Source organism: Paenibacillus sp. FSL H7-0357, from assembly GCF_000758525.1.
Classification (GTDB): Bacteria; Bacillota; Bacilli; order Paenibacillales; family Paenibacillaceae; genus Paenibacillus_AQ.
Genome location: NZ_CP009241.1, coordinates 3,944,446 through 3,970,177, shown reverse-complemented (window position 1 = coordinate 3,970,177; position 25,732 = coordinate 3,944,446). Strand labels below are relative to the sequence as shown.

General features: G+C 50.1%; 19 protein-coding genes. 7 read left to right on the top strand and 12 right to left on the bottom strand.

Annotated features, from left to right (window positions below; genetic code table 11):
* Positions 1-64 precede the first annotated feature (64 nt).
* A complete protein-coding gene (locus tag H70357_RS17275; RefSeq protein ID WP_038591972.1) occupies positions 65-736 on the top strand; it encodes a response regulator transcription factor in 672 nt (223 codons plus the stop codon).
* Entirely contained in the window at positions 733-1,800 is a 1,068-nt protein-coding gene (locus tag H70357_RS17270) for a HAMP domain-containing sensor histidine kinase (protein ID WP_038591970.1), read from the top strand. The genes H70357_RS17275 and H70357_RS17270 overlap by 4 nt, the downstream gene beginning before the upstream one ends.
* Before the next feature lie 160 nt (positions 1,801-1,960).
* On the opposite strand, the gene tnpB is transcribed toward H70357_RS17270, so the two are convergent.
* Entirely contained in the window at positions 1,961-3,049 is a 1,089-nt protein-coding gene (tnpB, locus tag H70357_RS17265) for an IS200/IS605 family element RNA-guided endonuclease TnpB (protein WP_038591967.1), read from the bottom strand.
* Positions 3,050-3,372: 323 nt separating this feature from the next.
* On the opposite strand from tnpB, the gene H70357_RS17260 reads away from it, so the two are divergent.
* Genes H70357_RS17260 through H70357_RS17250 form a run of 3 tightly spaced genes read left to right on the top strand, consistent with a single transcriptional unit; the run spans position 3,373 to position 6,055 of the window.
* The gene (locus tag H70357_RS17260; protein ID WP_038591965.1) at positions 3,373-3,906 is read left to right on the top strand and encodes a hypothetical protein; all 534 of its coding nucleotides are present in this window, start codon (positions 3,373-3,375) and stop codon (positions 3,904-3,906) included.
* Positions 3,903-4,562 carry a hypothetical protein gene (locus H70357_RS35335; protein ID WP_231578273.1) on the top strand — a complete coding sequence of 220 codons (660 nt, stop codon included), beginning with the start codon at positions 3,903-3,905 and terminating at the stop codon, positions 4,560-4,562. Before H70357_RS17260 ends, H70357_RS35335 begins: the two co-directional genes overlap by 4 nt.
* 56 nt (positions 4,563-4,618) lie before the next feature.
* Positions 4,619-6,055 (top strand): DHA2 family efflux MFS transporter permease subunit, encoded by a 1,437-nt coding sequence (locus tag H70357_RS17250; protein WP_081966194.1) that lies wholly within the window; start codon positions 4,619-4,621, stop codon positions 6,053-6,055.
* Positions 6,056-6,169: 114 nt separating this feature from the next.
* On the opposite strand, the gene H70357_RS17245 is transcribed toward H70357_RS17250, so the two are convergent.
* The 11 genes from H70357_RS17245 to H70357_RS17195 form a co-directional block, all read right to left on the bottom strand.
* On the bottom strand, positions 6,170-7,063 hold the full coding sequence (locus H70357_RS17245) for a hypothetical protein (protein ID WP_038591960.1): 894 nt from the start codon (positions 7,061-7,063) through the stop codon (positions 6,170-6,172).
* A 187-nt stretch (positions 7,064-7,250) separates the two neighbouring features.
* On the bottom strand, positions 7,251-8,447 hold the full coding sequence (locus H70357_RS17240) for an MFS transporter (RefSeq protein ID WP_038591957.1): 1,197 nt from the start codon (positions 8,445-8,447) through the stop codon (positions 7,251-7,253).
* A 70-nt stretch (positions 8,448-8,517) separates the two neighbouring features.
* The gene (locus tag H70357_RS17235; protein WP_038591955.1) at positions 8,518-9,732 is read right to left on the bottom strand and encodes a M24 family metallopeptidase; all 1,215 of its coding nucleotides are present in this window, start codon (positions 9,730-9,732) and stop codon (positions 8,518-8,520) included.
* A 5-nt stretch (positions 9,733-9,737) separates the two neighbouring features.
* Positions 9,738-10,571 (bottom strand): ABC transporter permease, encoded by an 834-nt coding sequence (locus H70357_RS17230; RefSeq protein WP_038591952.1) that lies wholly within the window; start codon positions 10,569-10,571, stop codon positions 9,738-9,740.
* The gene (locus H70357_RS17225; protein ID WP_038591950.1) at positions 10,564-11,481 is read right to left on the bottom strand and encodes an ABC transporter permease; all 918 of its coding nucleotides are present in this window, start codon (positions 11,479-11,481) and stop codon (positions 10,564-10,566) included. The genes H70357_RS17230 and H70357_RS17225 overlap by 8 nt, the downstream gene beginning before the upstream one ends.
* The gene (locus H70357_RS17220; RefSeq protein ID WP_038591947.1) at positions 11,478-12,605 is read right to left on the bottom strand and encodes an ABC transporter ATP-binding protein; all 1,128 of its coding nucleotides are present in this window, start codon (positions 12,603-12,605) and stop codon (positions 11,478-11,480) included. Before H70357_RS17220 ends, H70357_RS17225 begins: the two co-directional genes overlap by 4 nt.
* 42 nt (positions 12,606-12,647) lie before the next feature.
* On the bottom strand, positions 12,648-13,817 hold the full coding sequence (locus H70357_RS17215; RefSeq protein WP_038591945.1) for an ABC transporter substrate-binding protein: 1,170 nt from the start codon (positions 13,815-13,817) through the stop codon (positions 12,648-12,650).
* A 72-nt stretch (positions 13,818-13,889) separates the two neighbouring features.
* The gene (locus H70357_RS17210) at positions 13,890-15,869 is read right to left on the bottom strand and encodes a hydantoinase B/oxoprolinase family protein (protein WP_038591942.1); all 1,980 of its coding nucleotides are present in this window, start codon (positions 15,867-15,869) and stop codon (positions 13,890-13,892) included.
* Positions 15,866-17,911 carry a hydantoinase/oxoprolinase family protein gene (locus H70357_RS17205; protein WP_052092083.1) on the bottom strand — a complete coding sequence of 682 codons (2,046 nt, stop codon included), beginning with the start codon at positions 17,909-17,911 and terminating at the stop codon, positions 15,866-15,868. Before H70357_RS17205 ends, H70357_RS17210 begins: the two co-directional genes overlap by 4 nt.
* A 26-nt stretch (positions 17,912-17,937) precedes the next feature.
* Entirely contained in the window at positions 17,938-18,681 is a 744-nt protein-coding gene (locus H70357_RS17200; protein ID WP_231578272.1) for an FCD domain-containing protein, read from the bottom strand.
* 332 nt (positions 18,682-19,013) lie between these two features.
* Complete coding sequence (locus tag H70357_RS17195) at positions 19,014-21,824, bottom strand: DUF8487 domain-containing protein (protein WP_231578271.1); 2,811 nt, start codon at positions 21,822-21,824, stop codon at positions 19,014-19,016.
* Between the two features lie 453 nt (positions 21,825-22,277).
* On the opposite strand from H70357_RS17195, the gene H70357_RS17190 reads away from it, so the two are divergent.
* Together H70357_RS17190 and H70357_RS17185 are read left to right on the top strand one after the other, a co-directional pair.
* Positions 22,278-24,071: a sensor histidine kinase gene (locus H70357_RS17190; protein ID WP_052092082.1), complete on the top strand. Its 1,794-nt coding sequence runs from the start codon at positions 22,278-22,280 to the stop codon at positions 24,069-24,071.
* Positions 24,064-25,623 carry a response regulator transcription factor gene (locus H70357_RS17185; RefSeq protein WP_038591930.1) on the top strand — a complete coding sequence of 520 codons (1,560 nt, stop codon included), beginning with the start codon at positions 24,064-24,066 and terminating at the stop codon, positions 25,621-25,623. The genes H70357_RS17190 and H70357_RS17185 overlap by 8 nt, the downstream gene beginning before the upstream one ends.
* Positions 25,624-25,732 lie beyond the last annotated feature (109 nt).

The following is a 25,732-nucleotide window of genomic DNA, read 5'->3' as shown; positions in this document are numbered from 1 at the left end:
AAACATTTTTTTAACATTTGACTCTTATACTAATTTTAGTTTCCTTAGAAAGGATGGTTTTTTCATGGTCAATATCCTTGTTGTGGAGGATGATATAAAGCTCAATCAAATTATTTGCACCTATCTGTGTGATAACGGATACGATGCTAAAGGGTGTTTAAACCCACGCGAGGCATATGATTTGATGTATAACAGTCTGTACGACCTTATCATCTCAGACGTTATGATGCCGGAGATTGATGGCTTTGAATTTGTGGAAACGGTCAGGGCTATTAACAAGACTATCCCTATTCTTTTTGTTACCGCCCGTGACGATATTTCCTCGAAACAAAAAGGGTTTCGTGCAGGGATTGACGATTACATGGTCAAACCGGTCAATATGGACGAACTGGTAATGCGTGTGGGTGCTCTGCTTCGACGGGCGAATATTGCTCATGAAAAGAAACTGGCGGTAGGAAGTCTTATGATGGACGCAGATGAGATGACCGCAACGGTAAACGGTGAGGAAATTTCGGTGACGCTACGGGAATTCAACATACTCTACAAGATGCTTTCCTATCCCAAACATACCTTTTCCCGTGCCCAGCTTATGGATGAATTTTGGGGCATTGGCAGCGAAACAAGCCTGCGTGCCGTGGATGTATATATTGTTAAACTTCGGGACAAGTTCTCCTGCTGTGAGGATTTCAAGATCATGACGGTTCATGGACTTGGTTACAAGGCAGTGCTGCAATGAGGAAGATAAAGAAAGAGAAGCTCCGGCTCAAATCGCAGCATTTTTCATGGAAAGAGTTTTTCTGGACCTTTATTGTGCTGTCCACGCTGACCGCAGGGCAAGCGCTGATCTACGATGCCTATCTTTCCGTAGAAAACGTTCCACCGCAATACATCTTCGGGATCACGGGATATTGGATCATCGTTGCCCTCATCTTCTGCCTTTTCACCGCAAGGCAGAAGTACAAAACCTTTGATAAGCCCATGAGAAAACTCAGCGAGGCCGCAAAACAGGTAGCGGAAGGCGATTTTTCTGTCTATCTGGAACCACTCCATAGAGCGGATAAGAAGGATTATGTGGACGTAATGTTCGAGGATTTTAACAAGATGGTTGAAGAGCTCGGCAGCATCGAAACACTCAAAAACGATTTCATATCCAATGTGTCCCATGAAATTAAAACCCCCCTATCCGTCATTCATAGTTACGCTATGGCGCTGCAAAAGGTTGATCTGTCGCCGAAACTTCGTACAGAATATACTAATACAATCATTTCGGCCTCCCAAAAATTAACGACGCTGGTGATCAATATTCTGAAGCTGAACAAATTGGATAATCAGGAGATTAATCACGTTGCCGAACCCTATGATCTGTGCAGACAGCTATGCGATTGCGCCCTTACTTTTGAAAATTCCTGGGAAGCGAAGAATATCGAATTTGCGGCGGACATAGAGGACCGTGCCATCATTCGTGCAGATGAAAGTATGCTTGAGATCGTGTGGCTTAATCTTCTCTCCAATGCGCTGAAATTTACAGCCCCCGGCGGAACGATCACCTTATCGCAGACTTCAGATAAAGATACGATTACGGTTACGGTAGCAGACACTGGCTGCGGCATGGACGAAGAAACGATGAAGCATATTTTCGATAAATTCTATCAGGGAGATACTTCCCACTCCGGGGAGGGAAACGGCCTTGGACTTGCTCTTTCGCTGCGGGTCATTGAACTGGTGGGCGGTGCCATAACGGTTAGGAGTGAGCCCGACCAGGGTACAACATTCACAGTCAAATTGAAAGTGGAGAAGTAAGCTCTTCCCCATGCGATTGAATGGATAAGATCGATTGAATCTCCACCACTTAGCTGACGCTTGAAGGGGTGGATTCTTGCGAACAGAGGAGCAACCTCCTCTTATGGGCAAGCGATCCCTGCGTTCCCGCAGTTCTATGTTTTATTTTTATAGGTAATTGCTATACCGCTACCTGTTTGATATTATGAGCCGCATTTTCATCCCGATCATGGTGTGTTCCGCAAGCTACACATGTCCATTCTCGAATCGAGAGGTTCTTCACTTCGGGATGGATCGTGCCGCATACGTGGCACTGCTGACTGGTCGGCTCGAAGGTGTCGGCAACCCGGAGGGTTCGTCCATACCAGGATGCTTTATACGTCAGTTGACGCACCCATTCGCCCCAGGACGCATCAGCGATGGACTTGGAGAGTTTGGGATTTTGAATCATATTCGCCACATGCAGATGTTCGATGCTGATCGTTTGGCACTCACGGATCAGCTTCGTTGTCATCTTGTGGAGAAAATCGTTCCGGGAATTTGCAATGTGTTCGTGAATACGGGCAATGTGTTTCTTGGCTTTCTTCCAGTTGGAGCCCCCTGGTGTGCGTCTCGCCAAACGCCGCTGCCACAGCGCAAGCTTTTTCTCATATTGACGGTAAAACCTGGGGTTGGCAAAATGCTCGCCGTTGGAGCACACAGCGTATTCCTTAAGCCCCAAGTCAATGCCGATATGTGCATCTGCTTGTGGGAGCGGGGTCTTTTCGACCTCGCAAACCAGGGAGACAAAATACTTATCGCTGGCGTTTTGCCGTACCGTAGCGGACAGTATACGACCCTCCAGCTTCCGAGAGTTGGCGAAACGCATCCAGCCGAGCTTGGGAAGCTTCAATTGGTTGCCTTCAATGGCGATATTTCCGTTCGTGAATTTCGTGGTGTAGCTTTGTACTGGATGCTTCCGGCTTTTGAAGCGAGGCGCTTGATTTTGCTTTTTGAAAAAGCGGTCAAAGCTATCTGCCACATGCCGAACGGCGGACTGTAAAGCAATACTATCGACTTCTTTGAGCCAGTCATATTGTGTTTTTAGGAAGGGGAGCTGTGTCGCACAGGTCTGATAGGACAAACCTTTGCCTGTCTCGGCATAGGTTTGGTTCCACTCTTCCAGGAAATGATTGAACACAAAGCGGCAACAGCCAAACATTCGACGAATGAGTTGCTGTTGCTCGGTATTCGGGTAGATGCGGTATTTATAGGCTTGATGAACGATCATGTGCGACACCCCCTTTTGTAGTATTTTCTTACAGTGTAGCACATATGTTCGCTGAATAGTTGAAAACCGCCGATTCATCTCCGCCTACAGAGGTCGGAGTCTTTTCGGCTTTTGAAGATAAAGCAGCCTGAATTCGGAACACGAATTCAGGCTGCTTTTTATATTAGACAACATATCTTCCAATTCCGGTTCATAACGATTGTTCAATTAATATTTTATAAACATTTTATAAGCAATTCATAAATATCTCGGCAGTAAGATGATCAAGTCAAGTGAAACAGGAAAGCTTCAACATCAACTTAATTAATAAAGGAGACATTATTATGAGTGAGATCACAAGAAACGAATCTAATTTCGTCGGTTATGAGTACAAGGACGTTACGGTAAAACGCAAAATGGAGTCGGTGTATGTAGACGGGTATAACAACTTCGGCTGGGCGCTGGAGGGTACTTCGACCTCAGTTCAGAATGTTGGTTCTGTAACCATGAAGTTTAAGCGGGACCGGAAGATCCGTAATAAAGCCGAGCTGACCCGCCTGCAACGCCAATTCGATGCCTCCGTTAACGAAATTGAAACGCTGGAAAGTTCCAAGGTCATCGGTGCTTCTGTCGTTGCCTATGTTATCGGTGTTATTGGAACAGCGTTCATGGCTGGCTCTGTGTTTGCTAATCAAGCTGATCTGCTGCCTCTTACAATAATTCTGGCAGTCCCCGGTTTTGTAGGCTGGATCATCCCGTATTTTCTCTTCAGCGGTATCAGCAAGAAAAAAACGAACAAGGTAACGCCTCTGATCGATCAGAAGTATGACGAGATTTACGAGGTGTGCGAAAAGGCTAATGCCCTGCTGGGGAAGTGATTAAGTGTTTATTTGACCGCTATCTGGTCGATTATCAAGACCGAACTGCCTTAACAAACGTTGCATCACTTACAATCAATGCTTTGATCGGCATCGGCAAGTTGATCCTCGGTGTGTATCTCCTATCTGGATGGTTCATGATTAACGCGGTGTATTACATAATCCTCTTTGCCGCAAGAGGTCAGGCACTTTATAAATATCGAGTGGCCAAAACTATTGAAGGCCCCGCACAAAGATATAACATGGAATTTATTGTTTATCAACGCAGTGGCACTTTCCTTTGTCTTCTCGGGATCTCCTATCTGTTGGTCTGCCTGCGGATGTATGTTGCCGGAGATGCTTTCATGTTTAGAGGTTACATTGTTTATCTGGTAGCAGCGGTTGCTTTTACCAAGCTTGGTATTGCCATTTACGGTACCTTGGCTAACCGGCATCTGAAGGGACCTATCGTTTCTTCACTGAAAATGATTAGCTTTGTAGACGCAATGGTTTCCATTGTGGTGACTCAATACACTCTGCTTATGATGGAGAAATCGCCCAATGCCATCAGCTCCAGCGCTTTATTTGGAATGGGATGCAGTATTTTATTTTTTCTAATAGGGATTTGCATGCTGCTCAAAAAGAAAAAGGTACCATTGAAAGGATGGAGTAAGTGAGTAAACAGAGAGAAGTAAACATCAGTGTCCTAAAAAGAGGACCTATTTTGTTCATTATGATTTTTGGAGCTTTTCTTGCGACGTTGAATCAGACGGTGATGGGCGTTGCCATGCCGGAATTAATGAATGACTTCAACATCTCAGCGGCAACCGCCCAGTGGCTGACAACAGGCTATATGCTGGTGAACGGTGTACTGATTCCGATTACGGCTTATTTAATGCAGCGTTTTACTACCCGGCAGCTTTTCCAGACTTCCATGTTTATTTTCCTCGCTGGAACGGTCGTAGCAGCCCTCGCGGCTAGCTTCCCCGTTCTGCTTACCGGGCGTTTGATTCAGGCAACTGGCGCAGGAATTATCATGCCGCTGCTCATCAATGTTATTTTAACGCTTTTCCCTCCGGAAAAGAGAGGCGCTGCCATGGGCATGGTCGGATTGGCGATTATATTTGCCCCTGCGATTGGACCTACTTTGGCAGGATATATCCTGGAACATTACAGTTGGGAAACCATGTTCTATGGGATCATCCCCCCCACTGTCCTTGTTATTGTCTGCGGATTTATTTATTTGAAGAATGTATCGAAACGCTCCTATCCCAAGATTGATATGATTAGCGTGGCCCTATCCACCCTCGGCTTTGGCGCTTTGCTGTATGGCTTCAGCCGGGCCGGCAGCGCAGGCTGGTCGAGTGTAGAGGTGCTCTTGTCTCTTGGTGCGGGTATCCTTTCTCTTGCCCTGTTTACTTGGCGGCAGTTGGCTTCCATACATCCGCTTCTTGATCTCCGGGCCTTCAAATATAAGATGTTCTCCTTAACCACCGTCATCAGTATCGCAGTTACAATCGTGATGTATGCGGATATGATTCTGCTTCCCCTGTACCTGCAGAGTGCCCGCGGCTATACGGCCATGGAGTCCGGCTTACTGCTGCTTCCCGGCTCGCTTGTGATGGGATTGCTTATGCCGGTCACCGGAAAGCTGTTCGACCGGTTCGGAGCAAAATGGCTTGCCATCATCGGTCTGCTTATAACGATCACCACGACCCTAAGTTTTGTTAATTTAACGGACTCTACCAGCTATATCTATCTGGTGTTCATGTCAACAGGCCGGCAGATCGGAATGGCGATGTTCCTGATGCCTATTCAAACCGCAGGATTAAATCAATTGCCGGCGAAGCTTCATGCGCATGGCACCGCAATCTCCAATACCGTTAAACAAGTCGCGGGTGCCATAGGTACTTCTTTGCTGGTAACCATCATGACGAGCCGTACCACAACTCATTTGCAGAATCTTATGGGCGCAAGTGGCGCAAAAAGCGCAACCCAGGAACACATGATGATGGAAGCGTCCATCCAGGGCATAAATGATGCCTACCTCGTTATTGTGGGAATCGGCATTCTCGCCTTGCTGCTTTCCTTCTTCATCCAACAAGTGGGACAGTCAACCGGGAAAGAGTCCGAAATCAAGTTGAAAAAGATGATTGCCAAAAAATCCTGAATTTTAATTGTGGGGAAATCTATATCAGTAAAATAAATAACAGGCGCCCTCCTCTATGAGAGACGCCTGTTATTTATTTTTGCTTCGTTTACCGGGTCATGTCCTGGAAATTCTCTATAAACTCAACTTCTGCTGGAGTAGTACTGCCAGCTCCTCGGCTGTATCCCAAACCATCGGACGGATATCTTGGATTTGTACAAAAAGGTTATCGGCATCGCTGCCGTTTACGGTCCAGATCACCGGAATGTTTAAACCGAGCGCATATCCCGCTGCAAAATACACCTCGGGGGATTGACCGGATAAGTCCGCTATCATCAGTTTACTGTCCGCGATAAGCTCCAAGGAATACTGTTCACGGCTCTGCGTTTTTGTATGTGTAAGCAATCGCGGCAGATAACCGCACTGCTCGATTTTCGGCAACAGTATTTCCAGCCACTCCGTGCGCATATCCCCCTCATCCGAGATGAGAACGACGCAAGGCTTTAATTTTTTTCCTCCGGCGTTCGCAGCGGCTTCACTCCATCCTTTGCCGGTAAGCTTAAAAGACATACCTTCCCTGATGAGCAACTGCTCATTGATCAGCTTATCAATGATATAGACCAGCTCTTGCAGATTGGGCGAATAGGTCAAATTATAGCTGCTGGAGAGTGGTTGAATGACCACAGGTTCCTCCGGTCCTTCGGAATGTCTGTACAAATATTGCAATAGACGGTTTCCTTTATCTTCAATGGTAACGGGTATTTTCGGAGAATTTGCAATCGACTCTAAGTCGTTGGCGGCTAGAGTGACCTTTTCATCACAATCGGTCAACTCCCGGATATAAGCTGATATTAAATGAAGCATGTCGCGTTTCTTGGGGTGCGGCAACGAATTAATAGGTTCATAGCTGTCTCTCCGAAGGCTATAGAAACCGCCGGGTGAACAGGCACAGCCAATATATCTATCGTAATCGCCTTCCGGTTTAATGGGAACAATCTCATCGCAGAACAAACAGTGTTTCTTATTCATGACAACTTTTCACCTCTTATTAATTGCTAACCTCTACCTTACCAAGTTTTTTAAGGAAAGTAGACAAGCAGATATTTCCTTCACTGCTGAAAACGGACGTCATTTGATGAACTTATAGTCTATCCTCAATCAGCGATCATACAAAAAAGACAGCCGTCCGTCGGCTGCCTCTTCTTAGTTTATGGAATTAAAGTTTCTGAATCCCTCCCCCGCTCTTGTGCACTAGGAAGCCGCATAACATCAGGCTAATTGCCACATAGGCTGCGATCATGCCGATGATGCCGAACCAGCCAAAATGGCTGTACAGCACCCCGCCGCCTGTACCGCTCACACTAGAGCCTACGTAGTAGAAAAAGAGATACAGTGCATTGGCCTGCGACTTATGTTCATCGGCTACCAGGCCCACCCAGCTGCTGGCAATGGAATGGCCACCGAAGAAACCAAAGGCGAACAGCGCAAGGCCGATGATTTTGACCCATAAGAAGGGATGCAGCGTGCAAAGTGCTCCCGTTAAAATGATGGCAAGGGCTAACCTAATAACACCGGTACGGCCATACCGGTCAGCCAGCCGTCCCATCCAGGTGGAACTGAAGGTTCCCATCAGATACACGACGAAAATGCTGCCGGCCAGTGACTGGCTAAGATTGTACGGTTCACCGGTCAACTCGAAGCCAATATAATTAAACAAGGTGACAAAGCTGCCCATTAGCAGGAAGCCTAGCCCATACAGACAAAGGAGCCGCGGATTACGGCATTGCGACCAGAGCAGAGGAATCACCTGGCCCAGCTTGCCTGTCTGCTTCACGAAATGGCGTGAAGGCGGAATCACCATCCAGAATATCATAGCCGCAGCCAGACCCAACACGCCAATGACACCGACAGCTGCGCGCCAGTCAAACCAGTCGGTCAACAACCCGCTGATGATCCGGCCCCCCATCCCTCCAATGGAGTTGCCGCTAATATAAAGTCCCATTGCATAGCCCAGACTGAGGGGGTCGATTTCTTCCACAAGATAAGTCATTGCTATAGCGGGCAATCCGGCGAGCGCAATACCTTGCAATATACGCAACAGCAGCAATACGGGGAAAAGCGGGCTAAAAGCGGAAATGACGGCGATCACGGAAGTTGCAACCAGAGAGGCCGTCATGATGGCTCTGCGGCCAACCGCATCGGATATGGAACCGATGAACAGCATGGTCAATGCCATGGATAGAGTGGTGACCGACAAGGTTAAACTGGCTTCCGTCGGCGTGATTCCAAACGCTTCGGTAATTTCCGGCATCAAAGGCTGCAGGGTATAAAGAAGCGCAAATGTGACAAAACCTCCGGCAAACAGTGCAAGACTAATATTTCGGAACGATTTTGAACCCTGCTGAATTTTCATTGCTCCCTACTTTCTTTTCTGGAGAAACTCCGATTGTCAGAACAGGACAGGGTGACCGGAACCCTCCTTGTTATTTGCGGAACAGCTTTCGTTCCATCTGTGTTAAGAACTCGTAGCCGTCTGCTGTCACCACGATCGTATCTTCAATCTGAAATCCGCCTGCGCCCAGTTCATAATAAGGAACTTCCACACACAGCACCATCCCCTGTTCCAGAATGCGGTGATCTCCGGGCGACAGAGTTATATCATCGTACAATTCTAGGCCGATGGCATGCCCCACATGCTGGCGCCGGTAATGCGGAATGCCTTCCTTCTGAACTCTGGCTACGGCTGCCTGGAAAACATCAGATGCTTTTACGCCGGGGCGGATCATTTCAAGCGCCTGCTCCCAGCCGCTGCGCACCGCATGAAAGTGCTGTTCCATCCAAGGTGTGGCTTCTCCAAGCACTACAGTCCGTCCTGTATCTCCCCAGTATCCGTCCAACTGAAGACAGAGATCAAAACGGATCTGATCCCCCTGCTCGATGACGCGGAAATAATTCTCAATCAGCGGCAGTGCGCTGCGCGGACCCGCACCAACTGCCGTCATCGCGGGGGTGCCCCCTGCTTTCATCACGGCAAGCCGGTAATGGTCGGCCAAATCCTTCTCGTGCACACCCGCGGCGATCAGATCGATTAGTTGCTGCTCAATCGTCTCGTTCAGAGCTGCAGACTTCCGCAGACGTTCGATTTCAAATGGGGTCTTAATCTGCCGGATCTGGCGGAACAGCTGGTAGGCTGCTACAGCCTGTCCGCCGGGAAGTCCTGCGGCAAATTTGGCAAGCAGATCCGGAGCGATCCTCATTTCGTCCACTCCTACTGCTTGTCCTTTAAGCCCAAGATCTTCAAGAGCCGCCTCCAACGCCTCAATCGGACCCACATAGGTTGTCGTATTCTGCAGCAAAGCGTAAAAAAGATCGATATCCGGAGTGGATGGCTTGCCTTCGACAGACCCCTCCACAAAAAAATCACTATACACATATAAATCCGCTCCGGTAATCCCCAGCTGCGCGATTACACCCAGCCGGTTGGTAGGGATAATGACACAGGGACGGGTTTCCGGTTCACGCGGCAGTACAGCATAAATTTGCATCGTCCAGTTGCTGGCCCGCAGCTGCGAGCCAAGAATATAGTTGATGTTTTCCGGCGTGGTCGCCACAAGAGCGGCCAGACCTCTGGTTGCCATAAGTTCAGCGGCACGCGGCCGGTTGGCTCCGGAAACAGGATTCGAGATTTGCTTGTCCATCAGGTTCAAGACCTCCTTTTCTTCGTTCGGCTGCCGAGCAGTTTTTCCAGACCCGGTGCGGAGCGGATGAGCAGTTTGATTGCAAAAAACAGAACAAGTGCAAAAGCGATAAGCACCATGGACACGACAGCGACCGTAGGATCCTGCCATTTTTCCATGTACAAGAAGAGCTGTATAGGCAAGGTGTAACTTCCCTGACGTAAAATAAGCAGTGCCGTCTCGACCTGATCAAAGGTGAAGACAAAGGCAATCGAACCAGCTAAAAAAAGCGAAAACCGCAGCTGCGGCAATGTGATCGTAAAGAAAATGCGAAACGGTCCCGCCCCCAAATCGGCGGCAGCTTCGCGGTGTGCCGGATTGAGATTGGCGAGAGCGCTGCCAACAATGGACAGGACAAACGGCAGGACGATGACTGCCTCTCCCAGAATCAGGGCAAATAATCCGCCAGCGATGTGCATCTTTGAGAACAGGATCAGATACGCCACACCTAATGTAATCTTGGGCATTACCATTGGCGACATGAAAAAGGCGCGCAAAAGTCCCCTGCCCGGAAAAGGATAATGGACAATCGCCAGCGCAGCCATAGTGCCAGTAACCAGCGCTAGCAGAACTGCACCCGCTGAAGACAGCATACTGTTCCGGAAGGCTTCCAGAAACTGCTTCTGTTCACCCAGACGGCTGTACCATCCCAGCGTCAGCCCCTCGGGCGGAAACTTGCTGGAGGCTCCGCTGCTCACTGAGGTCACCAGGATCATCAACAACGGCAGCAGCAGATATAGGCCGACCGCGCCGGCGCATACGTAGAGAATCCATTTGTAATCCCGTGGTTTTTTAGTCATGGGCCTGCACTCCCGTCCGGGTACGCCGGAACATCAGCCGGTCGGCTCCCTTGTTCACAATCAGGGATACAAGGATTGATGAAGCAAACAAAAAGAGGCTCGCCACAGCCGCCATTGGCCAGTTCGTATCCAATGTCCGCTGATAGATCAGTACCGGAAGCGTCATGACACGCCCGCCTCCGATCAGCTGAGGTGTTGTAAATGCGGTCAGGCAGAGTGTGAAGACAATCTGCACCCCGCTCGCAATGCCCCTCACGGACAAAGGTAGTGTAATGGTTAAAAACGTACGCCATTTGCCTGCGCCCAGATCATGGGCTGCCGCTTTCAGTGAATCATCGGTTTGGGTAAGCACATTCAAGATCGGGAACACCATAAACGGCAGAAAGATATGTACAAGCGCAACGATAACCCCGGTCTCGTTATACATCATCTCAAATCCGCTATCCGTCAGTCCCATCTTTATGAACAACCAGTTCATAAAACCCTGCTTAGACAACAGCAGCTGCCATCCATACGATCTGACAACAGCACTGACGAGAAGCGGAAGAAACGTTAGCAGCAAGAAGAACTGTTGTATGCCTGGCCTTTTCAGGCCGGCAATACAGTAGGCTAGCGGATAGGCAAGCAGCAGACTCCATAAAGTTACCTTGGCGGCGACTCGAAAGGTGGTACCTATCAAGGTCCAATAATAGGGGTCTCCCAGGAAAGAACGGTAGGAATCGAGATTCCAGTCCCGGATCAGCCTCCCATTCTCGTAGAGGTCAAAACTGTACCGGCCGAAGATCAGCAGTCCACCTAGATACACGATGCCCATCAAGGCAAGCGCAGGCAACAGCAGCAGCAGCTGAGCCGCCCAGGTTCGGTTCCCCGGAGAGAACAGCCCCACGAGCTTGCCGGTAGCTTTCATCATAAGGAACCTACTCTTTGAGGAGGTCCATCAACGGGCAGGAGCAGACCGTCTTCGGGATTGAATCCGATTTGCAGCGAGTCGCCCGGAGCATACCGGGCATCTCCCCGCTGATACAGAGTGCTGGCATGCAGCTGGATATGGCCACCCATATCCAGCGTATACTTGATGCTTGCACCGCCATATGCACATTCGGTCACTCTTCCTTCCAGCCGGTTGTCGCAGCCACTTGCTGCTTCTCCGATTCGGAGATACTCGTAACGGACGGAGAGTGAACCCGTACTCCCCGCAGGGAGCGGGGGCTGGTCTTCCGGCGGGCGCACGGCAAGCTTCAAGCCGCCGGCTTGAACCCAGACCCGGCCTTCTTCCGCACCAAGTACCTTCACCCGAAGCAGGTTGGTGTCACCGATAAACTTGGCAACAAAGCTGTCCACGGGCCGTTCGTAGATTTCATCAGGTGTTGCATATTGAAGCAGCTTGCCGCCCCGCATGACACCGATGCGGTCAGACATGTTCATCGCCTCATGCTGATCATGGGTAACGAAGATAAACGTGCCCCCGAATTCACGTTGTATCCTTTTCAGTTCACGCTGCATATCCAGCCGCAGCTGCAAATCCAGTGCTGACAGCGGTTCGTCCAGCAGCAGCACCTCCGGCTTGTTAATTAAGGCGCGGGCAATGGCAACGCGCTGCGCCTGTCCGCCGGATAGCTGGGAGACGGCGCGTTGGCTGTAGTCGCCAAGCTGCACCAGTTCCAGCATCTCCTGTACTCGCTGTTTGATTTCGTGCTTCGGGGTATTTCTGACTTTCAAGCCGTAAGCGATGTTATTGTAGACATCCATATGGGGGAACAGCGCCAGTTGCTGAAAAATCATGTTCGTATTCCGTCCATAGGCCGGGATCCCCGAGACATCTTGTCCCGACAGCAGCACAGTCCCCTCATCAGGCTGCTCCAGGCCGCCGAGAAGCCGGAGCAGCGTGGTTTTCCCACAGCCGCTGGGCCCGAGCAGAGAGACGAATTCTCCCCGTTTCACCTGTAGCGACACCTGATTAACGGCCGTATTTCCCGCATAAGACTTGCTCACTTTTCGCGTCTCGATTGCAATCGGCCCCACTCCGTCACTCATTGTCCCCAACTCCCATCTCTTCGGTTGCTGCCAGCAGCCGGTTTATAATTTTGTTTTGACCAGACGGTCCCACAGTTCCTTCCAGGCGGAGCTGTTCTTGGCCAGCGTATCCCAGTCCGGATTCATTCCCTTACTCTGCTCCTCAACGGAGAAGGATGGATCATCCTTATATTTATCCGGGATGACTGCTGCCGTGCTTGTCACTGGAGTACCTGTCGCCTCGGCGTAACGGGACAGCGCATCTGCGCTAAGCAGCTCATTAATGATCTCGTTGGCCACTTTTGCCTGCTCCGGCGTAGAACCTTTGACAACCTGCAGCGAGTAAGGGAAGGAAATCGCACCTTCCTTAGGATAAGCTACGGCCAGCGGCGAGCCGCCGTCGATCCAAGTCTGTGCTACTTGTGAGCTGAACGGAGCAATCAGGGCGTCGCCCGAATCGAGCAGACCCTTAAGCTGGTCGTTCGAGGTAACCAGTGTGCCGATCTGCTCGCTGTTATCCGCCCAGAACTGGAAGGCCGGCTCTGGATTCTCGTAGGATGCGCCGAGTTCTTCCCCTTTTACAGCCAGAAGCGGGGACAGATAAGAATAGAACATGTAATCCCACAATGCAGTTTTTCCTTTGAACTCTTCGTTTCCCCACAGGTCGTTCCAGCTTGTCGGCGGTGTTTTTACCAGATCTTTGTTGTAGACCAGCGCAAAGCTCGACACGCCCCAGACGATGCCCTTGTTATCAGCGGTATGGAAGGCTTCGGGAATGTCCTTCATATGGGTGACTATGGCCGGGTCAAGCGGCTCCCACATATCGTCATTGATGCCTTTGGCTGAAGCATCTGCGTTGAAATAACCGAAGTTTACAATCGGATTGTTCGGATCAGCCTGCTTGCCTGCCAGCATCTTCGGATACATTACAGCATTGGAGGATTCTTCGAAGGTCACCTCAACGTTCGGATGGTTCTTTACATACTCTGCTACGACTTCCTTAGGAACCACATCCTGATTGGAGCCGGCCCAGATAAACATGGTCAGCTTGACCTTTTCACCACTGCCGGCTGCTGTCGAATCTTCCGACTTCCCGGCAGCATTGTTTTTAGCAACATTGTTTCCAGTAGCATTATTCGCGTTGCTTCCCCCTCCACAAGCTGACAGTGCCACAATCATGGCAAGCGACATTGCCGGTAAGATATAAGAGCGTTTAGGTTTTTGAGTACTCATTCGGTTCTCTCCTTCAGGTTATTTAATATAATTCCTAATTTTGTCGCCTTCCGGTCATAGCCGCTGTTGTCATCAGCGCAGCCCTATTCCCCTGCGCAATTCTTCCATGATCTCTGGTATTGCTGAAGCCGAAACTGGATGCCCCGCAGCAACTCTGGACTCAGCTTCTGCCATCGTCTGTCTCTTCAAATAATCCCGAAGTGCCAGCGGATAGCTGCTCAGAGCAGCGTTCACGGCGAGCTGCATTTTATCTGTCCAGACCGTTTCAAACGCAGTCCTGGCTCCCCCGAAGCTGAAAGCTTCCCGATTCTTACTGCGTCCATTACGCAGCAGCTTAGTGGATGCTTCATCAAAGGTTTTGCCATTTGAATTTAGCACTACGCCGTATTGTTCACGCGCCTGATCTTCCGACAAAAGTCCTTTCTGCACATCATTCCGTACGAATGCAGGGTCCCGTTCATAAGGATTTCCATATCCGCCGCCGCCCTGGGACAGAAAAGTCACGGTATCTCCCGGTTGTAGCAAAAGCTCATCAATCCGGCCAAGGTTGCGTTCATCTGGCCGGCCTTCATTAAATATCGCTTCTCCATGATTACCTACACCACCTCCCAAGCGGCCCCAGGGCTGGAATTCCATCCGTTCCATATTTCTTGCGGTCATCACGGTATCCGGACTGAGAATCCTGACGCGCAGGTCAATGCCACTGCCGCCTCTGAATTTGCCGGCTCCGGCTGAATCCGCTCTTAAACCGTAACGTTCAATCAGTACAGGCATCTCCGCCTCAACCGTTTCAGCCGGAATATTCCGCAAATGGCCTACGGCGAAATCCATCCCGTCAATCCCGTCCTTCATCGGTCTTGCCCCTGATCCGCCACAGATCGGCTGAATTACACCAACTTTGCTCTTGCCATCGGAAGCATCGGTCATTGCCATCATCACAATGCAGGCTTGACCTGCTCCAGCAGCCGGCACCTTGCTGCTCTGCGCCTGGCTCAGCGCCCCTGTAATGACATCCATCACCCGGATAAAGGTCGCCGCTCGCGCACCTACCGCCGCCATCGGTTCCGGATTGAGCACCGATGCCGGAGGCGCGTAGTTGCGCACCATCCGCACCATCCCGGAATTCCATGGAATCGCCGGATCCAGTGTCCGGAAGTAGCGGATCAACGCCGGCACAAGCATATAGTGCCCTTGCTGGTTATGCGTCGGAATATTAAACGAAGCTCTAACCTGCGGGTCGGTTCCGCTAAAGTCCAGATAGATATCCGTGCCGGTAATTGTCATGCGGCAGCGCAGCCGGATCGGATAGCCGCCGGGCCCCTTCTCCAGATAGTCCCAGAAGTCATAGGAGCCGTCGGGGATATCCTGAATGATCGCCCGGGCTTTAAGCTCCGCATACTCCAGAAGATTCTCAATGCCTTGCTCCACCTGCTCCGCCCCATATCTGCCGATGAGTTCCTTCAGCCGCTGCTCCCCTCTGTTCAGCGCAGCCATAAGCGCCTTGAGATCGCCAAGATTCTGCTCGGGGATCCGGCTGTTGTCCAGCAGCAGCCGGAGCACCTGCTCATTCATACAGCCAGCCTCATACAGCTTGACCGGCGCAATCCGGATGCCCTCCATATGTATGTCATAAGCGCTTGGCGATACGCTGCCCGGAACCTTTCCGCCGACATCCGAAGAATGTACGAAGCAAAGTCCAAAAGCAATGATCCTGCCGTCATGGAAATAAGGCTTAATCAGGTGAATATCCGGCAGATGGGTCACCATCCCCCCAGTGGTATAGGGGTCGTTGCAGATGACTATGTCACCTTCCTGCCACTGGTGTATTGCCTTGATGGCGGTAGCCGCAGGAATTCCCAGGGAGAGGTTGTATCCCGTATTCAGCGGAGAGCCGAACGTCTCGCCTTCCGGCGATAACAGGTAGGTGCCGAAATCACCCGTTTCTTTGACAAAGGCGGTAAAGCCGGTGCGCAGGACGACGTTGGCCATTTCCTCTACTGCTGCCTGAATCCGGTTGTTGAAGATTTCGAGGAAGACTTTATCCGTAATCATAGATCTGCCTCCCCGATAATATTTCCGTTAGCATCTCTGTGTATTGTGTAGCCGGGAGGTACAAACACCGTCGTATCATATTCCTCAAGGATAGCCGGACCGGAGATTCTTGTATCTGTGTTCAGATGCTCCCGATTAAGCACCTTAGCCTGGTAATCCAATCCGTCAAACGTGATTCCCCGGGACTCCACAGGTTTTCCACTGCCTGCTACCTGCGGAGAAGCTGCCCTAATCTTACTTGGCAGAAGCCCGACGATACTTGCCCGCAGATTGACGAACATGACTTCCGCCTCCGGCTGGCTGATTCCGAAGACGGATTCATATTTGCGGTGGAATTTAATCTCCGCTTCTTCAGGATCAGAAATATCAGAATCTGAGAGAGTAACCTCCAGATCAAATGCCTGTCCTTCATATCGCATATCCGCGCTGTAAATGACGTATGTACCGCCCAGAGTTACTCCCCCCTTGGCCTCATCCTCGATCCAGCGGCGTCCTTGCTGCTCAAGCGAATAAAAATGTGTCTGAAGTTCTCCGGCATCCAGTCCACGGCTGCGCTTGTGAAGTGTGAAGACAAAGTCGTTGCGCAAATTGGCAACCGTACAGCCCAGAGCACAAAGCGTTCCAGGAGAAGGTGGAATCAACACCCGGCGGATGCCAACTTCACGCGTCATCAGAAAAGCATGCATCGGGCCCGCGCCCCCATAGGCAAGCAGAGTGAAGTCACGGGGATCGACTCCTTTTCGCGCCATCAGCGGTGAGAATTGGGCATACATATTCGCGGTGGCCACATCCAGAATGGCCTGCGCCGTCTGCTTGGCAGTCAGCCCGAGCTGGTCACCCAAAATCGTAAGCGCCTGTTCAGCCAGTTCAGGGAACAGCTGCATCTGGCCGCCGAGAAAACGGTCTGCCTGCAGAATGCCCAAATGCAAATAGGCATCAGTGGTTGTCGCCTGCTTGCCGCCGCGGTTGTAGCACGCCGGGCCCGGCTTGGCGCCTGCACTGCGCGGCCCTACCTTCAATACCCCGACCGAATCAACCCAGGCGATCGAGCCTCCGCCCGCTCCGATGGCGGTCACATCTACCGCAGGAATGATAACCGGGAAATCGCCCACCTGATTCTCTGTGGAGTAGGTAGGCTCCTTGTCAATTAAGGCGACATCTACGCTTGTCCCGCCCATGTCGAAGGTAACGACCTGGTTAATACCTGCCTGCTCCGCGATAAAGGTTGCGCCAATCACACCCGAGGCAGGACCGGACAGGAGCGTCCTTACTGGCTCGGCCGCAGCGCGGGCAGCGGTCATCATACCACCGTTTGACATGGTGGACAGCAGCGTCGCCGATACGCCATAGGGTCCGATTCCTTCTTGCAGACGCTTGAAATAAGACCCCATCCGTTCGCCTACATAAGCATTCATCACCGTGGCCAGCGTCCGCTCGAACTCTCGCTGCTGCGGCCAGATTGCACTGCTTCTACAGATGAGCAGTTGCGGATAACACTCACGGATCAGCTGTTCGGCCAATTGCTCATGCCCGGCATTGGCATAAGAATGCAGGAAGCTGATGGCTAGTGCCGTAACCCCCTCCTGCACCAATTCATCCACTGCCTGGAGCAGTTGGTGCGGGTCCAGCGGGGTGAGCACTCTGCTGTCTGCGAGCTGACGTTCATCGATTTCTTTTACAAGCTGGCGCGGGACAAGCGGCAGCGCTTTATCCCCATAGAGGTTAGTTGTATTCTCAAGCCGTAAGCGGCGTATTTCGAGTACATCCCGGAAACCCTTGGTCACGAGCAGCCCGGTAACTGCACCACTGCGTTCGATCAGCGTGTTTACGCCAAGCGTAGTGCCATGCACGAAGAGTTCAATTTTGCGTGTGTCCACTCCCTTCGACTGCAGCTGGTCTAATGCCTGGAATATCGCCTGTTCGGGAGCATCAGCTATCGAGGGTATTTTGAGCGCCGCGACAATCTGGCCCTGCCCGTCTGTAACAATGGCATCCGTAAAGGTTCCGCCAATATCTATGCCTAAGCGGTAATGGATCTCCACAATTTCCACTCCTTTATTCAAAGCATTTACGAATTGCGCTGTTCCTGATTTTGGATAGCGTAATAACGTTTGACATCCTCTATCATTTGATTGATATGCATAACCATTGCCGCTTCCGCCTGCTCAGGTGAACCCGCAGCAACGGCATCCAGAATTTTACGGTGATCAACCACAAGCTCGCTGCCCACCGTACGGCGAATATAGGCGGTTTCCAGGAAATCTTTGCCGGTTTGCCATACCAGCTGAGCCGCATGGAGCAATACCTGATTACGCGCCGTAAGCGCTAGTAAAGTATGAAATTCACGGTCTTCTTCATAGGGAATGATATTTTGTGATAAAAGCTCGCTCTGACTGGCAATAGAAGCCTCTAGCAGACTGATTTCTTCCTTTGTAGCCCGCTGTGCAGCCAATGCGGCAATTTCCCGCTCAAGCGCCCGTCTGGCCACTAGCACATCCACCAATGCGGACTCTCCTGAATTATTCAATAGCTGCAGAAACTGGGAATTTACATTTTTCTGGTGCAGCTCTTTCTCCAAATATGCAATGCGCCTTGTTCCTTTTTCTGTCAGAATGCGCCCTTTCCGGCCTTTCAGAACGGTATAGCCCTCGAAATCAAATTCCATCAGCTTGCGTCCGATGGTTGCCTGGCTGAGTTCATATTTCTTCCCCAGCGTATGAACCAGAGTGCTGGCTCCAAGCGGAACTTCAGCATTCCTCAGAGCCTTTAAGAATTCATACTCGAGCTGCAGATGATGCGATTCAAGTGCCACTCTGTTCATCCTTTCATGTTGCTAGAATTGAGTTCGTTACTCATTGATGATTAATAGAATTATAACTAAATAATGACAAATCTACAACAAAATAATCCCAGATAAAGCATGATTTTGACAATTTATTTTTATGAGCACTATCGGGCAAGAAAAACCTACTCTGCGAGGTTATTATTCGATATCTATTTTTCAATAGACTTGATTGATCACCCTATAAAACTCTCTTCTTCTTCTTCTTCTACTTCTGTTTATCTAAAAAAAACAGGAAGCCGATAAACGGCTCCCTGCAAAATTGAACTTAAGATCTATTCAAATCGAACTGGCCCTGATGCTTATTGAATAAGCTTGTGCAGCTCTGATACGTTTGCTGTGTACTGCGGTTTGAATTCGCTGGATGCCATATAACCGGCTACGCTAGACAGGAATTGTCTTCCTTCCGGCGTTTTTCCTGCTTTACTGGCGTCGAGGGCGCAGACCAGCAGATTGCCCGCCCCTACTCGGCACTCAAAGAGGAACCCCAGCTTATGATTACGCTCAAAGTTGTCGATTGTCTGTACAATCGGGCTCCACTCCCGGTCGGTTCCGTCCAGGATAATTGATTTTGAGTTCTCTATGATACTCCACCAAGGGTACGTGGAATATTGTTCGCACGGGAAATCACGGAACACAGGATGGCTGTTGTCGATCAGAAGCCCCATGGTACCGACAGGTACCGGGCGGTTCATGCTCTCAGAGATGGAGCGGAACATTGGATAACACCAGAAATCCGTACAATAGAAGCCTTCAATAGCGTTATGAAGAGACTCCGGTTTTGGCATGAGCAGCACGTTGTCACCTTGCTCCAGCAGCGCAAGCGCCTCATCGGAAAGCTCTTCGAAAATGCGGATGCGGTCCAGCCCGGAACCGCTATTCTCTGGATATACCCACAGGTCGTAGGATTTACGGATATCTGATCCGGCGATTCTCAGAGTAAGTACAGCTTTCGTCATCTTCTGGACGGCAGGAAGATCAATGGCCAACTGGCAGATATCGATATAATTCGAACCCGCCGGGATGTTTACTGCACTTGAGCCTTCGGCCAGCGTTCTGTCGTCTGCGGTCAACTCCCATTGCAGCACAAGGGAATCTGGTGTTTCGGACCGGAACCAGCTCAGCTCGACGCTGGCACTAAAGACTTCTCCGGAGATGTAATTGTATTTCGGGAATCTTGCCAACAGGACTGCATCGCTGCAGAAGGTGCGCCATTCCTCTGGTGTAATCATTCCTTTGGAGTCCATAAATGCATCAAGAATACCTACCAAGGCTGTTCCCTGTCCGCTGAAATCCTGCAGATCCAGCAGTTGGAATCCGGCAAGTCTCCGGGTGCGGAAAGCGGCCTCAAGCTCTTCTTTGTAACAAGCAGCCGCCAGTTGTCCAGAAGCCTCGAAATATTTGCCCGCGAGATGCCCCAGGCCATTGCTTTCCAGCCGTTCTTGGAAAATTTTGAAATTACCAGCTTTGAGCGGTCCTGTATATTTGCTGATTTCCTCATAATTTGGATAGGTCGCGTATTGCCCGATCTCATGCGAGATAACAGGAATATGCGGAATCCATTCCCCGGACGTGTCTCCGACCTGCACCGTTTTGGCTTCAGTACCATACTGAATTTGGACAGTACCTCCCGCTTCTGCTACCTCTCCGCTCTGCAGGGACGGAGGAACGAACTGGTCGTCATAATCCTTCATCGTACCCGGCAGTGCGGTCTGGACATGACCGAGCGGTGCGTCGCACATCGCATAAGAGCCTCTGAACAGACGCTCCTTCGAGAAACGCACTCCGCAGAAGAAATCTTCATGCTCCAGAATTTCCGGTACCCATTGGTGGTTGTTCGAGCCTTGAGTATACAAGGGTCTGTCGTCGAATGCTTTATAGTCTTTGAGAATGGAATCGATCTTGGTTCTGCTGCCCCACAGCTCGTTGCCGAGCGACATCATCACGAATGACGGATGATTGCCGAACGCTTTCAGAATTTCATATCCTTCGCTGACCAGATAGTCTTGCTCAGCCTGGTTATGACCCTCGTCCGATGGCTCTGTAATCGTTCCCCAGAACGGCAGCTCCGGCTCCATATAGATCCCGAGCATATCGGCAGCGGTAAAGGCCGCTTCCGGCGGACAGCAGGTGTGGAACCGGTAATGGTTGATACCATAGGATTTGGATATCCCCAGAATTCTAAGCCATTCCTCTACGTCTGTCGGGGCATAGCCGGTCAATGGGAAGATCAGTCCGTCATGTTTGCCGCGGAGAAAAGTCTTCTCCCCGTTGATCGTGAATTTATCGCCATCCGCCTTGAATTCCCTCAAGCCGAAGAACGACTCATACAGTTCGCCGGTTCCGCCTTCTCTATCCTTCAGGAGGATATTAAGGTTATAGAGATTGGGTGCGGTTTCACTCCAAGGAAGCGCATCCAAACCTAACGTGTAGTCAATCGTAAAGTTCCCCGGCGAGATTGTGAATTCCTGCTCAGCCACCGAATGGGCTGTCTGGCTATTAAAACTGGAAGCTGATACAGCAATCGTTGTTACAGCCGTTCCTTCCAGTATTCCTGTGATTCGGACAGAACGTTCAGGCAGATTCGGATCGAGCCGAATTCCGCTCAAATAGGACTTGCCGTAGAACTGAAGCTCGATGCGTCCAGTGATTCCGTTCCAGTTGGTCTGAGTGTCCGGCGAAGTCATATGTCCGCCTTTGGTCGGATAACCGGTATTATCGACCCGGACGGTGAGTGTCTGACTGCCAGACTGAAGCTTCCCTGTCAAATCATATACATGCGCAGTGTTCAGGCTATCACGGCTGCCAATCTCTTGACCGTTCAGCCAGAGCGTCGTAAGCCTGGTGCGCTCCAAATATAGGAAACAAGTCTTTCCTGCGAGTTCTTCTGGAATGACTACTTCCTTCGAATACCAAGCCGACCCTTCGAACAGATATTCATCTGTCAGGGCGCTGACCAGAACCTCTTCGTTCTTCGGTCCCTTGCGGGCATGTGATGTCGTTCCCGGCAAGGTAATGACATCGGAAAAAGGCAGCTGTAGTCCCTGTTTCTCCTTATCTAATTGCAATTCCCACTCGCCTTCAAGGCTAATCTTTGTCTGCAACAATCTCACTCCTAATCATGGTAATCTATGCAACCCTGTATTGTTGCTCCTGATCTTTGGTTCTCCATTACTTTCTCCTTGAACATAGCTGTTTCCTGCTTCACCCATCTTACTTCTCAGCTTCTTTAGCTATATAGATTGAACTTAAGATCCTTCTATTTTGGGTTATAGTAGTAACTGCAGATAATGTTTGGACTTCCAGCCGCTGTTGTCGTAAGAATTTCTTGATTTTATTCCGCTGTTCGCGGTTGAAATCCACAGACAAAGGCGGACGCTGTCGCTCCTACAGTTCCAAACTTCTACTCCGTCACTCCCACCCTTTTTTAATTTTCCAAATTCAATCTATATAGTGGTTCTTTCACGAGACAATAAATGCATATTATATTACATTTAATGGATGGTAGTTTGCGATACACATATTTGTAAGCGCTATCAAATATATTAATGGAGGTGTATGTTTCTGTGTATGCCCGAATCATCACCCTAATGAACAATCTGCGGCTCAGGACGAAGCTGTTCTTGTCTTTTGGCTGTGTCGCCCTAATTCCGGTGTTGATTGTTGGGGTATTTCTGACGAGTGAACTGCGGAATATGGCGATGGGCAATGCTCTGGAGCAAATTACAGCTAATGTGGACCGGGTGAAAAAACGGACCGGCGAACTGCTGGGCGTCCCGCTTGACATTGCTTACCGGCTGTCCAATGACAGCCGACTGGAGGAAGCTGCCAACCACCGGTACGAGTCGGTCTATGATGTTGTGAAGGCTTATTGGGACTATCCTGACTTTCGTGATTTTATCCGCCTGTACAAAGAGATCTCCAGCATCCGCCTGTATATCAATAATCCCACAATTCTTGACAACTGGGAGTTTCTGCAGGCGGATGAGACGGTCACACAGGAGCAGTGGTATCAAACCGCTATCGCCAAGAAAGGCCTGGTCTGCTGGAATTATATCCGTGACAACCGCAACGGCCAATATTATCTCAGTCTGATCCGCAAAGTAGATTTTCTGAAGCAGCGTACCGCCGGAGTTTTAGTTGTAAATGTGAATACTGACGAGCTTAATGCCATCCTGAATCAGGAGACTTTTGAAACCATAATAGTAGATGAGAACGACAATATAGTAGCCTCCAACCGTGCAGATACACTGGGCAAATCGCTGGTTGATATTAACTTCAGCCCTGTATCTGCCACCACCGCCGGACAAGGTCCCTATGATATAACGATTGATGGCAACCCTTTTAAAATGCTGATTGATGATTGGCATCCAGGGGGAAGCCTGAACAGTTTGCGCATCATCTCCATTTTTTCCGTTGAAAGTATCGTGAGCGAACCCAACCGGATTATCTCACTGGCTTCCTCTGTCATTATTTCTGCATTACTGATGGCAATTCTGCTTATCTATTATTTCTCCCGGCTACTCACCGGACGGATGCTGCACTTAAGCAAACATATTTCCAAGGTCGCTTCCGGTAATCTGAGTGCTACGCTGGTAATTGACGGTAAAGATGAAATCGGCCAGCTGGCGAGACAGTTCAATCATATGGTGCGGAATATTAACGACCTCATGAGCGAGGTACAGGAATCCAACCGGCAAAAAAATGCAATCGAACTGAAGCAGAATGAGATTAAATTCAAAATGATGGCCAGCCAGATCAACCCCCATTTTCTGTTCAATGCTCTGGAATCCATCCGCATGAAAGCTCTAGTCAGGGGCCAGTCTGATATATCCCAGGTCGTGCGGCTGCTCGGTAAAATGATGCGCAAAAACCTGGAGGTCGGCAATGGGATGATCAGTCTGCACAGTGAGCTGGAGACCGTAAACTGTTATCTGGTCATCCAGAAATTCCGCTATGATGATAGGCTAGCCTATGAGCTTCAAGTAGACCCCAAGGCTCACAGTATTCAGATTCCGCCGCTGATCATTCAGCCCCTGGTGGAGAATTGTGTGATCCACGGGCTGGAGAACCGGATTGACGGCGGTATGGTCCGGGTGGATATCCGCATAGAAGACAAACAGCTCAAGGTGCAGGTATCCGACAATGGCATAGGTATTTCCAAAGAACGGATGCAAGAAATCCGGCAGATGCTGGAGAACAAGGATGACTATGAAACCAATAATATCGGGATGCGCAATATTCATTTGCGGCTTCAGTTAACCTACGGCCCGGAATGCGGACTTACCCTGTCCAGTCAAACCGGATTCGGAACGCAGATTAGCTTTGCCATCCCCCTGAGGAGCGATTCTTATGTATAGAGTGTTGATTGTGGATGATGAGCTGGCAATCCGTGAGGGACTTACTGCTCTGCTGGACTGGGAGAGCTGTGGATATCAGATTATAGATACAGCGGCGAACGCCATAGAAGCCAAGTATAAATATGAACTCTATAGTCCTGATCTAATGATTGTAGATATCCGGATGCCCGGCAGAGATGGTCTGGAGCTTATTAAAGAGCTGCGGGAAAACGATCCGGAGATACACATCATTATCCTCAGCGGTTATGCCGATTTCGACTATGCTAAGCGTGCGCTGGCTTTTGGCATTGATAACTATTTACTTAAGCCGGTAGATGAATTGGAATTGCAGTTATATCTGGCAAAACTGTCCGCAGTGCTGGATGCGCGGAGCACCCATCGCAAGAATCATGCCGCCGCAAAGGTGTGGAGCCGCGAAATGCTGGTTCAATCCCTGCTGATGGAGAACAGCCCGCAGATGCTGCCTTCAATGGAGGCAGCCATCCATGAAGCAGGACTGCTATGGGATTCCTATCAGGTAGTCCTGATCCGGCTGCTGCTCCAGGACAATGCGGACAACGGGCCTTCAACGGCCGTTAAAGCCAGGCTTGCAGCAAGCTTTGATGAACAGGCGTGGGGAATTGTCTTCTCGCTGGACTCCTATTTAGGGGTTCTGTTGCAGCCCTCTTATCAGAAGGAGCTTGTACGCAAATTAATGGTCCAGAATATACTGCAAGCCGTAACCGCCTATGGGCTTGAATGCATCATCACCGCGGGTGATATGGTGGATACCCTGGAGGAGCTTCCCGTCTCCCGCCAATCCGCACTGGTACGGATGAAGGAGCATTTTTTCTACGATGAGCCGGGTATGATTGGACCGGATTCCCTGAAGCTGAAGAAAGTACTCAAGGTCAGATCAGAGGAAGTGGACTGCAGGCTTGATTCTGTGGTGGAGCGCCTGTATTTCGCCATGGAAATCGGCACCTTCGATGTACTCCCTTCCTTAATCCAGGAAACCGGTGAACTGATGATCGCCGCCAGTTACTCTGAGATGGCTGTGAAATCACGCTATGTACGAATGGTCACGCATTTGATCAACAAACTCTCGCTCCAATACAGTGAGCTGGCTCAGCAGCACAACCGGATGGACGAGCAAATCCAGCAAATCTATAAACATACCTCCCTGCCCCAGCTGTACCGCTACATCACTACTATGCTGGAGCAGCATGCAGGCGGAATTACCCGAGACGATATGGACGTCTTAATGAAGCGAATGCAAGACCTTATTCACCGCCATTACAATGAGAACCTGAAGCTCGAAACGCTGGCGGATGTGTTTACTTACAGCAGCGCGTACCTGGGCAAGCTTTTCAAAAACAGTACAGGCTTTTCCTTCAATAGCTATCTGGACAAGGTCCGCATTGAGAAAGCCAAGGAGCTGCTGGATCAGGGCTGGAAAATCCATCAGGCCGCGAGCGAAGTCGGATTCAGCGATGTGGATTATTTTCGCGAAAAGTTCAAAAAAGTTGAAGGTATTTCTCCTTCCGTCTACCGCAGAGGAAGCTCTGTGTGAGCACGCAGTTTCAGAAAACGCTTACGAAAAGAGCTGATTTCTCCCTGTTTTTTATAGAAAATGTTCGGGTGTTTCCCTGATTTCCTGTAGCTTATGATAATGCCATATC

Coding starts and splice junctions, on each gene's coding strand:
- H70357_RS17245 (WP_038591960.1), bottom strand. CDS start 7,063: ATGAATAAGAAACACTGTTTGTTCTGCGATGAGATTGTTCCCATTAAA.
- H70357_RS17275 (WP_038591972.1), top strand. CDS start 65: ATGGTCAATATCCTTGTTGTGGAGGATGATATAAAGCTCAATCAAATT.
- H70357_RS17210 (WP_038591942.1), bottom strand. CDS start 15,869: ATGATTACGGATAAAGTCTTCCTCGAAATCTTCAACAACCGGATTCAG.
- H70357_RS17220 (WP_038591947.1), bottom strand. CDS start 12,605: ATGAGTGACGGAGTGGGGCCGATTGCAATCGAGACGCGAAAAGTGAGC.
- H70357_RS17235 (WP_038591955.1), bottom strand. CDS start 9,732: ATGGACAAGCAAATCTCGAATCCTGTTTCCGGAGCCAACCGGCCGCGT.
- H70357_RS17250 (WP_081966194.1), top strand. CDS start 4,619: ATGATTTTTGGAGCTTTTCTTGCGACGTTGAATCAGACGGTGATGGGC.
- H70357_RS17215 (WP_038591945.1), bottom strand. CDS start 13,817: ATGAGTACTCAAAAACCTAAACGCTCTTATATCTTACCGGCAATGTCG.
- tnpB (WP_038591967.1), bottom strand. CDS start 3,049: ATGATCGTTCATCAAGCCTATAAATACCGCATCTACCCGAATACCGAG.
- H70357_RS17260 (WP_038591965.1), top strand. CDS start 3,373: ATGAGTGAGATCACAAGAAACGAATCTAATTTCGTCGGTTATGAGTAC.
- H70357_RS17185 (WP_038591930.1), top strand. CDS start 24,064: ATGTATAGAGTGTTGATTGTGGATGATGAGCTGGCAATCCGTGAGGGA.
- H70357_RS17240 (WP_038591957.1), bottom strand. CDS start 8,447: ATGAAAATTCAGCAGGGTTCAAAATCGTTCCGAAATATTAGTCTTGCA.
- H70357_RS17225 (WP_038591950.1), bottom strand. CDS start 11,481: ATGATGAAAGCTACCGGCAAGCTCGTGGGGCTGTTCTCTCCGGGGAAC.
- H70357_RS17270 (WP_038591970.1), top strand. CDS start 733: ATGAGGAAGATAAAGAAAGAGAAGCTCCGGCTCAAATCGCAGCATTTT.
- H70357_RS17230 (WP_038591952.1), bottom strand. CDS start 10,571: ATGACTAAAAAACCACGGGATTACAAATGGATTCTCTACGTATGCGCC.